At 45.5% G+C, this 12,225-nt stretch carries 9 protein-coding genes; 2 read left to right on the plus strand and 7 right to left on the minus strand.

Going from position 1 to position 12,225, the window contains the following annotated elements; translation table 11 throughout:
* Window positions 1-707 precede the first annotated feature (707 nt).
* The 6 genes from B3K89_RS00760 to B3K89_RS00785 all read right to left on the minus strand — a co-directional run bounded on the left by B3K89_RS00760 (window position 708) and on the right by B3K89_RS00785 (window position 8,575).
* Window positions 708-2,546: a DUF2264 domain-containing protein gene (locus B3K89_RS00760; RefSeq protein WP_345906928.1), complete on the minus strand. Its 1,839-nt coding sequence runs from the start codon at window positions 2,544-2,546 to the stop codon at window positions 708-710.
* Window positions 2,547-2,564: 18 nt separating this feature from the next.
* Window positions 2,565-3,722, minus strand: a complete 1,158-nt coding sequence (locus tag B3K89_RS00765; protein ID WP_345906929.1) for a glycoside hydrolase family 88 protein — start codon at window positions 3,720-3,722, stop codon at window positions 2,565-2,567.
* A gap of 3 nt (window positions 3,723-3,725) precedes the next feature.
* A complete protein-coding gene (locus tag B3K89_RS00770; protein WP_345906930.1) occupies window positions 3,726-5,492 on the minus strand; it encodes a glycoside hydrolase family 2 protein in 1,767 nt (588 codons plus the stop codon).
* A gap of 4 nt (window positions 5,493-5,496) precedes the next feature.
* Window positions 5,497-6,327 (minus strand): carbohydrate ABC transporter permease, encoded by an 831-nt coding sequence (locus tag B3K89_RS00775; protein WP_320349477.1) that lies wholly within the window; start codon window positions 6,325-6,327, stop codon window positions 5,497-5,499.
* Window positions 6,314-7,042, minus strand: a complete 729-nt coding sequence (locus B3K89_RS00780; protein ID WP_320349474.1) for a sugar ABC transporter permease — start codon at window positions 7,040-7,042, stop codon at window positions 6,314-6,316. The genes B3K89_RS00775 and B3K89_RS00780 overlap by 14 nt, the downstream gene beginning before the upstream one ends.
* A gap of 231 nt (window positions 7,043-7,273) precedes the next feature.
* Window positions 7,274-8,575: an ABC transporter substrate-binding protein gene (locus B3K89_RS00785; RefSeq protein WP_320349471.1), complete on the minus strand. Its 1,302-nt coding sequence runs from the start codon at window positions 8,573-8,575 to the stop codon at window positions 7,274-7,276.
* Window positions 8,576-8,763: 188 nt separating this feature from the next.
* Here B3K89_RS00785 and B3K89_RS00790 point away from each other — a divergent pair, with 188 nt between their 5' ends.
* Both B3K89_RS00790 and B3K89_RS00795 read left to right on the plus strand, forming a co-directional pair.
* Complete coding sequence (locus B3K89_RS00790; RefSeq protein ID WP_320349469.1) at window positions 8,764-10,878, plus strand: AraC family transcriptional regulator; 2,115 nt, start codon at window positions 8,764-8,766, stop codon at window positions 10,876-10,878.
* A gap of 162 nt (window positions 10,879-11,040) precedes the next feature.
* Window positions 11,041-11,493: a hypothetical protein gene (locus B3K89_RS00795; protein ID WP_320349467.1), complete on the plus strand. Its 453-nt coding sequence runs from the start codon at window positions 11,041-11,043 to the stop codon at window positions 11,491-11,493.
* Here B3K89_RS00795 and B3K89_RS00800 read toward each other — a convergent pair.
* Window positions 11,401-11,841, minus strand: coding sequence for a GGDEF domain-containing protein (locus B3K89_RS00800; RefSeq protein WP_345906931.1), 441 nt, complete (start codon window positions 11,839-11,841; stop codon window positions 11,401-11,403). The genes B3K89_RS00795 and B3K89_RS00800 overlap by 93 nt on opposite strands.
* Window positions 11,842-12,225: the final 384 nt, after the last annotated feature.

The following is a 12,225-nucleotide window of genomic DNA, read 5'->3' on the forward strand; positions in this document are numbered from 1 at the left end:
TATTAACGCACAGTAGAAAACTGAGTAATGCATAAGGCATCAAATGACTGCATAACTTACAATAGAATCTAATAATATTGTCGATCCCTTTACGGGTGCGTGGATTGAAACGCCGATGCCATCGGTGTCGATATTCCTACCATCAGTCGCACCCATCGCGGGTGCGTGGATTGAAACACCTTTACTTATGTGGAGTAAATGATGGCAGACTATGTCGCACCCATCACGGGTGCGTGGATTGAAACATCAAGAAGTATATCCGTACGGGTGATGCCAAGCAGGTCGCACCCATTGCGGGTGCGTGGATTGAAACCAAATGTCTACTAGAGGAATATCGAGATTGCAGGTCGCACCCATTGCGGGTGCGTGGATTGAAACAAACAAGCAGGACTACGGCAACGGAAAAATCTATTATGCCTATCACGGGAAGGAGCTCCCAAATCTGCCGAGCAATCCTATAGAGAGACCTTCTGGTGAATATCTTAGGTGGCATGCAGAGCATGTGTATCGGTAACAGAAAGAAAGCAGGAGCAATTGCTTGCCCCTTGATTTCCATCTTTTGAGTTATTCGAACGCCAGGATGATGTATGTTCAGTTGCCTACTGGTATCAGGACCATCCTCATGCTCTATTTTCAGCCTTGCTTGATGTTCAGGATCGGTGGCCGCGATAGCAAGAATGAGGGGACCTTGGTAGGATCCCTCACATTTACTGCGCCAGTTGTATCCGCAATGTCCCAACCTCCACTTCCTGCTTTTCTCTATCATAGTCAATACATGGAATATTTGGATGCCTATGAGTATTTCTCCATGCACCTACACAGCTGATTAAAGTCTTTTGGGTATGTGCCTGTATGGTATAGGAGAGTATGGGGACGATGGTGTTGGAGGCTCCGAGATTCAGGTTCGGCATGGGTTTGACTGCTTCAGCCGATCTATCTGACAGTGGATCGCTGATATGACTTACATCTGAATGCGTAGCTATCGAGAGTGATGCACTGTTTTGATACTCCAACGCAGGAGGTATGGCAATCTTCCATCCGTCATACAGTGCAATAGCGAATCCACCTTCCTTGGTATGGAGCTCCCTCTCTGTCGTAACCACATGGATACGGATATGGAAGAATCCTAGAGGAATCAGATAGGTCGTGATTGCAACATCACTATACGGATGCCATACAGAGCACAGATACTCTTTACTGATATGCAATTCCTCCGTCTCACGTCTCGGCCGATAATATTGGCCATCATCACTGACGTAGAGCATGCTGTCGCAGCCACATTGTGGGAATTCGTAGTAGGAAGCCGATGTACTGAATGTATAACGTGCACTATAGGCGAATTTTGCATACTTTTCTGCGATATGCAACATGTGATATGCAGGATACTGACCTGCATTGAGCATAACCACATCATCATCCTCCGTCCGTTGCATGATGACCTTCGGCTGCAGCAATAGAGTGGTTTTCGCAAGGTCGGGTAAAGGAAGCTCGGAAGCCTGCCAGAACGGATGGTCATCATCCAATGCCAGGATAAGGAAGGTCTTCAGCGCCCAATAGGGTGACCCCGGAGCGTTGTACTCTTCGGCCATCGCACGGGAAGGGTAGGTGTACCCTACTGTCAAGAAGCCATCCCGGTCGAAAATCGGTTGCTTGAACCACCACCGAAGATTACGTAGAATTATTCCTTTCATCACCCCCCATGGCAAAACTTCAATGTTTGAAAATGCACAAGCACTGTAGAAAGAGACTACAGCAAACCGATAGGTGAGTGAACGTCCGTAAGGAACAAAAGGCCCTTCTTCTGTGAAATAGGTGATATGTTGCTGAGCAAACAATCCAGCCCGCTGGCTGAACCTGTCGGCTCGCTGCCTATCAAGTTGACCCCTGAAATGGCAATACAGAAGAGCATAGTACTGCATGGCAAGTGGATTGTAGTTGTCAAACGGTACAGCGTCGCGGTACCAACCGTCACCTGCATACATGCTCTCAAGTAAATCCAGGTCGGCTGTCATAAGATCAAGATTGAACTCCTTTCGCCCAAGCTGCTCGAAGGCCATGTTTACCAAAACCCTGAAGAACCTCCAGTTATTTGCAGACATAGTATGAGTGTTGATCTGGGACAACCATGCACAAACGTTGTCTTGTTGTATGGATGTCAGTGGTTCCCAGTAGAACTGTGGTGTCAACAGCAATGCCAGGGCGATTGCTGCCATTTCCACCATGCGCTGGTCATAATCCGTGACATCACCCCAGTAATTAGGCCCTTGTGTATCTGTGCCTTCTACAAGCCCTTGTGCATGCAACTGCTCTACCTCCCAGCTGAAGCCACCACTTCTAAGCGGCACCAAGCCCCAGAGCAACCTCGACCATCCCTCCAATAACGCTACTTGTTGGCTGTAATGTGCCGCCTCATTGCCTATGAACAGAAGTGATCCGTGATTTGTTAAAGCGTTCTCACATGGATTGAGAATCATCAGTAAAGCCTGAGCTAAATCCTCTCTTGTAGTAAGTTTTAGATTATGAATAGGAAGGTCATAGGTTTTCATCGTGATTCCTTTCAGTGATTACCAAAATTGTATTGCAGTTCCGAGCAAGGTTCCCAGTGCTTCCATATAGAAGTAATCTCCCCAGATGGTGCATTCATCAATGCCTGCCCCATTGGGTTTCCCATATACGGCATGCAGCAAGATACCATTAGAGTGGGGAATGCTTGCAGATGTGTAGTTTCTGCAAAGTTCCAGCAGCATCGCCAAAGCTTTTGTTCGGTATTCCAATGCTTTCGCATCATGGACTCCAAGCAGTGAGCTGAGCAGCAACAATCCGTTGATGGCGATTGCACACGCCGATGAGTCACGCTCCTCATCACCTTCGGTGAAGATAAGATCCCAGTAGCAGATCAGGTCGTCAGGAAGGTGCGCCAGAAAGTAGTCGGCCAACCGCATTGCATCTTTCAGGCACCCAGTGTCATGGGTATAGGTATAAGCGAGGGCCAATCCGTAGATACCCCATGCCTGGCCTCTTGCCCAACATGAATCATCACTATACCCCTGGGCTGTGACCCCGCGTATTGGGGTTCCGGTTTCGGTATTGAAGTAATAGGTGTGGAATGTGGTATTGTCAGCGCGTATGAGTGTTTTTCTGGATTGTGATAGATGATTGAGAGCTACATCCTTATACACAGCATTTCCTGTGACTTCTGTAGCCCAGAAAAGAAGCGGGAGATTCATAAGGCAATCAATAATTATTCTGCCTCGTTGCTGAGGATCGTCCAAATCACCCCAGGCTTGAATGATACCCGAGGCTTGGGAGTATCGTTCCATCAATAGGTCTGCAGCATCAAGAGCTGTCTGTTTTGCTTCCTCGCTACCGGTAATGAGATAATGTGCCTTGGCTGAGAGGATGTAAAGGAATCCCAAATCATGTGTGCTGGTATTGATGCGTTGCTTAATCCGTTGTTGATAGTCTGGCAGGGTATGTTCGGCCGCAGCCTTGAAGACATCGTCTTTGGTATGTAGATACGACAGCCATAGCATGCCATTGTAAAAGCTGCTTGTCCAATCTGTATTTGCAATTTTTGCATAGACATTATGTGTACTCGCCGGGGCTGGATATCCATCGGAGAAGAAGGCAATATTACTTCGTGTTTTCTCAATGGCATAGTTATAAGCATCCTCCCAGATCTTATGCAAGGTCTGGGAATCAGCAAGATTTTGTTGTTTCACGCTTCAATCCTTTGTTTTGTAGTAGTTTTGAGTTACGTAAAAGGCCAATTTCCTTGTCTTGCGGTCAGCATCAATCAAGCCTTTACGATTGAATCCTTCTTGGTATCGATTGAGCCTACGGACGGCACGGAAATCGTAGAAAATCCAGGGAGTCAGGCCTCTGACATAGTGAGCTTTATCCAGTGTTGCAAACTGTTTCTTGTACAAAGCTTCCTGGTACTCTTCGGTCCACATTGTATTCTTGGTACCATGATTTCCGGCTCTAGCTCCTCCCCCGAACTCAGTGATGATTACCGGCTTGGTGAGCTCCGTATTGTTCAGGATGGTAAGCAGGTCCTCAAAGTTTGGTTCGTACCAACCGTAATACTCGTTGTTTCCTATGACATCCAGATACTCCATCAGGCGGTCTTCAAGCTTTAGCTTGGCAGTGTTCACCAAACATGCGGCGCTTATCAGTCGTGTTGAATCCAAGCTTCTTGCTTGCTTTGCCAAGGACGACATGAACCTGAGTCTGCTGTCAGTATCCGGGTTCTCATTTCCCACCGACCAGATGATAACACTCGCCCGGTTGCGGTCCCGGAGTACCAACTCTGAGAGTTGGTTCTCTGCATCCTGATATGTTTCCTCGTTGGTGAAATTGATTGCCCAGTATACAGGGATTTCCTCCCAAAGCAGAACGCCCAATTCATCGGCTATTTGTGCGAAACGTCTGGTATGCGGGTAGTGTGCCAGACGAAGGAAATTTCCTCCCATCTCCTTCAGGTCAGCAATCGTCGCCCTGATTATTGCCTCATTGGTTGTTTTTCCCAAGTCGATATGGTCCTCGTGAACACTGATCCCTTTCAGGAACAATGATTTACCGTTGAGGAGAATGTCCGTCCCTTGCACTTGGATATCCCTGAACCCAATTCGATCACAAACTCGGTCATCTCCATACAGGATTTCCACTTCATACAATTGGGGATTTTCCAGAGACCAAAGCGTGACATCGGCTTCAAACTCCAAACTGCCTGTCCCTGCCTTGATGGGGATCTCTTTTTCAATATCCAGCTCGGCAATCCTGTAGATCACTGTAGTATCGAGCGGTGTATCAAGGGTTACAGAAGCAAAGATTATGTTGGTGGTTTTTGGCTTCAACTGGGTGTAGAAATTGCGAATGTAGGTTTTAGGAGTCCTGATCAACATAACATCCCGATAGATACCCCCATAATTGAACCAGTCGGTATTATCCATTGGAACGCGATCCTTGCTCCGGGAAGCATCGACTGCGATAATGAGACGATTTTGTTTTTGCAGGTATGAGGTAATATCCATGGAAAATGGAGTTGATGCACCATCATGCATTCCTACCTGCTTACCGTTGAGAAACACATAGGTACGATAGGCGCTTCCCTCGAAATGGAGAAAAACGCGTTCCCCTTCCTGCTCGCTTTTGTAGGTAAAGCCCTTATAGTAGAGTCCCATATTCTCATAGTAATAGAGATCGCTGCGTTCGGTATTCCAGCAACCGGGGACGTTCATCAACGGCCATACATCAAAATCTGCGTCCAAGGGGAGTGGGAGTCCTTTCTCACTCTCAGTTTTCTCCTCAAACCAACGTGCCCTGAGACATGATTCGTAGGGATCAGGAGTAAAGTGGAACTTTCCATTCAAGCTCTCAAGACTCCTTCCTTCAATACTGACCAACTGGTCAGCCTTGACCTTCTGTTCATAACTGCTGCGATAGTCCACTACGTGGATATCCTGATTGAAATTTTCTGCTTGGTCCATGTTTTTACCCCTTCAGCCCTGATGAAGCTACGCCTTGTACGAAGTATTTTTGTCCGAACAAGAAAATAATGAGTACAGGAACTATTGATATCAAAGCGGCTGCCATTTGTGGTCCCCAATATACATACTGTTCCCGTACAAAGTCCGTCATGCCAAGTGGCAGTGTTTTCAGAGATGGTGTTGTAATATAAATCAATGGTGTGAAGAAATCGTTCCAGAAGAATCGAAATGAGAATATAACTTGTGTTACCAATACCGCCTTGCTCATGGGAAGCATGAGCGTGGTAAAAATGGTCCACTCCTTCGCTCCATCGATACGTGCGGCTTCGCAATATGTATCAGGGATGGACATGAAGTACTGCTTGATCAAGAACGTACCAAAAGCAGTGAATGCACCAAGCAGTACCAATGACAAATGAGTGTCATAGAGATTTATGTTCCGGATAATTAAAAATTGGGGAATCATGACTGCCTGCATAGGAATCATCATGGAGGCAAGGTACAACCCAAATATGAAATCTCTTCCTTTCCATCTGAGTTTGGTAAATACATATGCCCCGGTTGTTGCGGTAAAGAGCTGGACGATGACGATGGTTGTGGTAAGCTTGACTGAATTCCAGATATAGCGGGGAAACCGGTCCATCAAGCGTAGGAAGTTGGTGGTGATTACTTTCTCTGGAATGAAACGAAAGGGGAAATTGAACAACTCGCTTTCGTTCTTGAAACTGGAGGAGAGCACGATAATCAAAGGAAAGAGCGTGATGAAAGCTGCTATTGTGAGCAGAATATACACAGAAAGCTTTCCAATCTGTTGTTTTTGTCTATACGATATCATAGTTCACCCACTTTTTTTGTCCATGGCTCTGTAAAAAGGTGACTGCCAGGATGATGATCATCAATATTACAGATTCGGCTGACGCATACCCAAAGCGGAAGAATGTAAATGCATTGAGATAGATGTCGAAGGCAAGTACATTGGTGGAGCCTGCTGGACCACCACCTTGTTGTCCACCAGTCATGATGTATATGTAATCGAAGACTTGGAAGCCTCGGATGATTGCAATCGTAAGTCCGTAGAATAGTATCGGCGAAAGCCCTGGTAGTGTTACATGGAAGAATTGCTTGATCTTTCCAGCTCCATCCATCTCTGCTGCTTCATATTGTGTCCTGCTTATATTTTGTAAGCCACCAATGAAGAGAACCATGTAGTATCCGAAGTTCTGCCAAATTGCAATCGTTATGATCACAGAAAGAGATGACTTGCTGCTTGCCAGCCACTTCGAAGTCGGCAGACCAAGAGAGGCGAGCAATTGGTTCATAAATCCACTCGAGGGTTCGAAAATGAACATGAAAGCCAAACCTACTGCAACCGAGGAGAGAATATTGGGTAGGTATAAGATTCCGCGATAGGTTGAACACCCCTTAAAGTTTCGAGAAAGCAACAAGGCGAAACCAAGCCCAAGACCAATCTGGAAGATTACGGTGATGGTCATAAACTCGAAAGTTACAAGCAGATACGAGAGGAAGTTTTGGTCGGTGAATGCTACCATGTAGTTTTTTAAACCGATAAATCGAAAATTTGGTCCACCTGAGTAGTTTGTGAATGAGAGCGCAATGGCTCCAATCATCGGAGAGAATACAAAGATGAGAAATCCAATGAAGCTGGGTAGAAGAAACGAGAGAATAGTCCCTGTTTTTCTCAGAGAGTGAGTTGTATTCACGAAATGTCTCCAAGCGTCCCCTCCCCCAAACAACTTGGAGGAGAGGCTATCTCACCTGATTTAGTAGGTGGTCTTGATGATATCATTCAGGGTTTTGGTAAACTTGGTCCTGAATTGATCAACGGTCATGTTACCCAAAAGGAAGTCTTCCTGAATGGTGGCGAACTCGGTCTCCACACGGGTACCGTATGGGCTGAAATTGGCGGTGTTGTTTCTTTTTGGCTCAAGGAAATAGTCAATTGAATTTCCTTTTGGCAAATTTTTTGCAATCTCTGCCCTGGCAGCTTCCCCTGGAGCGGCGGGAAGTACGCCATAAGAAGCGGCAACTGCTGCACCTGCGGGGCCGCTCATCCAATTGATGAATTCAAATGCAGCGTCCTTCTTCTTTGAATAAGAAGTGATGCAGTTTCCGGTGGGCAGGCCGACGGTAACGTACTCTTCCTGGTCGCAAGGAAGGCGGGTGATGCCCCAATCCTCAAAATCAAAGGCAAGCAGGCCATCTTTTGCACCAACTACCATTTGGCCTGGGAACCACTCACCAATGAGCAGCATGCCGACGTTGCCATCATAGAATTGCTTGGAGTAGTGCAGTTTAGTAACTTTCATGTCGATCAAGGACCACATGGCACCAACATCCTCGAGTCGCTTGCGCATTTCAAGCTGTTTCACGACATTCTCGATGGAGTCAATCTTCCCGTCAGGGGTTACGATGGAATCACCTGCCTGTCCGGCTTGGAAGAAACCCTGTCCGCCCCAGATATAGATGGTTGAGCCGACAAGTTTGGGATCGGCGGCAGTGATGGCCTTTGAGACTTCCTCGAACTTCTCCCATGTCCATTCTCCCCGTTCGACATAATAGTCAGGGGTGGGTACACCAGCTTTCTTGAATACATTCTTGTTGTAGTAGGTGTAGTACGCACCACCTCTCCAAGGAATGACCACGATATCACCATTGATGACTGAGCTGGATTTGAACGCTTCTACAGCTTCGTTTGGCTTTCCTGTTGCCTTGATATAGGAGTCCAGCGGTTCAAGATAGCCGTTGGCGTACTGACCAAACATGTCCGACTGACGCTTTTCCATGAATGCATCGATGTCTGCCCGACCACTTAACAGGGTGGTAAGCTTGGTCTCATAGTCTGCAGCCGGAAGTATCTGGGCATTGACCTGGATGTGTGAGTGGGTTGCATTAAAGGTATCAATCAAGGCCTTGTGGCTTCCATCATCCCATGTGTAATACGAAATTACCACCGGGCCTTCATCTTTCTTGGAAGCAGCTGATTCTGCTCCCCCTGCAGCAAAGAGTACTCCCGAGCAAAGCAAGGCAAGTACTGTTACAAGCAAATACGTACGTTTTTTCATGTTGGTTCTCCTTTTTTCGAACATAAATTCTATATTCAGCCTTGCATGAGTTTATTTATCTCGCAATTTTGAAAGGCCGAAATCTTTTAGAAAAACGAAGATATGAATTTTGAAAAGCAGAAATAATATTATTTTGTGGAGATTGAGGCTTTCCGATGTTACACTTTTCTCCAAAGGATTCTCTCAACATGCGCATATTTGGAGCGAACAAGGAGTCACCGTCTCGGTCTTGGGTGTTGAAAATATTCATTCCCATTACATCAATTCTGCTGGCAACCCTGATATTGATGGCAGTGGTGTTTTCTTCGTTATTCACCGACGTTGCCCAGACTCTTATCGTTGACGACTTTTTGGCATCTCTGAAAATGGTCAGTACGTACTACCGTCAGATGAGATTCACCACGGTTCCCATCATCGACGATCTCTATGATTCGCCGGAGATTCAAAATTACCTGTTGCAGAATCTTCCACGGGATCAGGCCACCATCGGTGTGTACGCTAAATTGGATAGTACCGTTGCAAGGAATTCATACATACATTCTATCTACTTGTACAATCGTGAGTATGGATTCTATTCTAGTCTTAATGGTTTGGAGTCCCCCCAACAGCTTAGTGATTCCACGCTTCTGGCTTTTCTTGATCAACAACCCAGAAATATGCGGCTCTATCAGCGTCAATCAGTTTTTACCAATAAAACGATTCCTCTCTCTCTGCCCAAGGAACAGAATGTACCGACAAATCTCTATACGATTTGTAACAACAGTTATGATGAGAATGGCCAACTCAATTCCGGAATCATCATGAACCTATCCGAAACAATGGCACGCAACTTACTGGCCAGCGATGATATGGACACATTGAAAAACTTCTACATGATTGATGAAGACTATTATATCATCAGTCATCCTGATCCAAGTCTATTCGGCACTCGGGCTATCAACCAACCGTTACTTGGACAAATAGCCCTTTTTGAGGAAGCAAAAGGTTCGAGAATTATTTCAGATAAAACCGATGAGCAGTACCTGGCCTGTTGGTATGACGTGAAGGAGATGAACTGGAGGCTGATTTATATATTACCAATGTCATATATCCAGGAGCCGTTGGTTCGGCTCAGGTGGAATTTGGTATTGGTTTTATTGGGATTATCATCGCTTGCATCGCTGCTGTTGGTTTGGGAATCAAAGCGTGTGAACAATCAGCTGACGCGAGAGAATCGATTTGTCGATTTTCTCAAAGGTAATGCAGGTACTGATATTGTACCGATGTATGCGGGTAGCTCCTTCTTTATTGCTCTCATCCATCGCCAGAGTTGCAACCCTGCAACTCCATTGCTCGTCCGACAGCGATTTTTTGATTTGGTTTCTGAACATTTGCATATTGATACAAGGCGCTCTTTCTTTTTGCCGGTCGAGCATGATCTGTACGTATACATGACTACGTTGAAACAGAAAAATATAGTTTCCCAGTTCAAAAAGCTACGTATCAGTGTGTATGACGAAGCTTTTGAGCATCTTTCTGTGTTCTACTCCGAGGAAGTGGTAGGATTGGAAGACCTGCCGCAATGCTTTGATTGCATGAGAAAAAATCTGCTGTCTCAGATATTGGAAGAAGTTGGATTTGTTCGTCCAGTTGGGCATAATCAGAGCAAAGAAGTAAACTTCTTTCTTGCTGAAACCGCTGATATTGGGAAGGCTTTGATGCAGAAGTCAACCGACTTGTATGAGAAAGCGGTACATACCATGATTTCCAATCTCCGGACTCAAGAGGACTATGATCTTTTCTGCTCCATGAAACACTACTTGAGTTATTCCATCGCCGGTCTTATTGGTGATGTATTCAAAGCAACCGAACGTATGACTGTTCAAGAATGGAAGCACTCTGTGTTGTATAGTCGCAATTATGAGGAGCTGAGTATGAGCTTGCTTAAGATTTCGGAAATTTTGGAAGAATATAGGCATCAGTATTCAAAACGCCACACAATCGAGTTGGTGGAACAAATCAAGCAATTGGTCAAGGAGTATCTATCCAATGTAAATCTGAGTTCCAACTTGATTGCTGACAAGATAGAATTGTCACTTGGATATACTCGTAGTATCTTTAAAAGTGAAGAGGGTATATCCCTGAACGAGTATATTGGCGTGAAACGTATAGAAGAGGCGTGTACGCTCCTGGTTTCAACCAAGCAATCAATCAATATGATCCGGGAGACTCTCGGGTTCAGCAATACGTCCTATTTCTGTACATACTTCAAAAAAATCAAGGGTGTCTCTCCTTCCGAGTATCGAAGAAAGGAGAGAATGTAGGATTGCCTATCAGAAACTGATAAGCAATCCATCTCAAGAAGCTTGCATATGAAGCAAAACATGCACGCTTCCTCTTAGTTTATCAGACATGATTTTACAATCGTTGCATCCCAATAGCAGATGTGCAAAGATGATACAGGCGGTGAAGAGGAACAGTTTGGGATGAATAAGCATGACAACCTTTACAATAAACTCTTTACACAGAAAGTGTTTGAAGTATTGATGGCCAAGAAGGGTCATGCAGTGTATCAAGCACTGGCTGAAGCTGATTTGAAGCAGCCCCATCTATTGAGCAATGGTGAGATTATTCACAATCTCTATACCCGGATGTCCAAGTCTTATCGCAATGAGTACATCTATCAGAATACGTTGCTTAATGCCTTGCTGCTTGGAAAACACAGTGTACGCACTACAGCAGCGTTGAGCCAGGTTCCCGTTGGAAAAGCTGTAGCTGACTTCATCCCCATCAGTGCAAAGCAGAAAAAAGAACCTGTCGCCGATGCAAGTGCACTCTCTCATCAATCAATGTTCAAGTTGCTTCGAAAGCGTGAATACGAGCATATCGTACACTCCTATTTTGGATTCCTCTCGATCGATTACCTTCTCATCGTTTAAAACCTGTGCATTGCCGCAGTAAGCAACACCAATGCTGACGGTGATATAATTTCCATCCATTTCCGAGTCTTTTACTGCAATCCGTAGGTTTTCGGCTATAGAAAACAACTTCTCTTCATCATGCCCATATGCCATTGCAACGAATTCCTCACCGCCATAGCGGTAGAACTGCAATCGAAAGGTCTGCGCGAATTTTATCAGTATTTCACCAAAACGGCTCAAGCATCTATCGCCGGCGGCGTGACCATACTTGTCGTTGAATTCTTTGAAATGATCGATATCAAGCATCAGGACTCCGGTGGGTTTCCTTGACTCAGTCGTCTCAAGATATGCCAGCGTTTCAAACAATTTACGGCATTTGAATCGCCCTGTCAGAACATCTGTCTCCTTTTCAATGATGAGTACACGATTGGTTGGATAATGACCAACCTGAATACCTGGACACAGTGTGGTCAGGTGAGGATGCTCAGAAAAGGTGAGTACAAGATTCAGGTCGATATGCTACGGACACGATTCCTGCACCCCGCAATCGCTATAGGACAAAAATCCATCCCAAGGGATTCTGGTTCAACAAGGAATTTCATGCCCCTGACCCAGGAGTGTTGCAGGTTCCGAAAAGCTGAGAGGAAAGGCAATTGTATTGCTGCTGGATACCGGTCCTCATTCATCACCATGACCGTATGTATGATGACGCAGAAAGAAAGATTTTCCGTAACTGTTTAGTCGCCCCCT

Source organism: Sphaerochaeta sp. UBA5849 (assembly GCA_002432715.1).
Lineage (GTDB): Bacteria > Spirochaetota > Spirochaetia > Sphaerochaetales > Sphaerochaetaceae > Sphaerochaeta.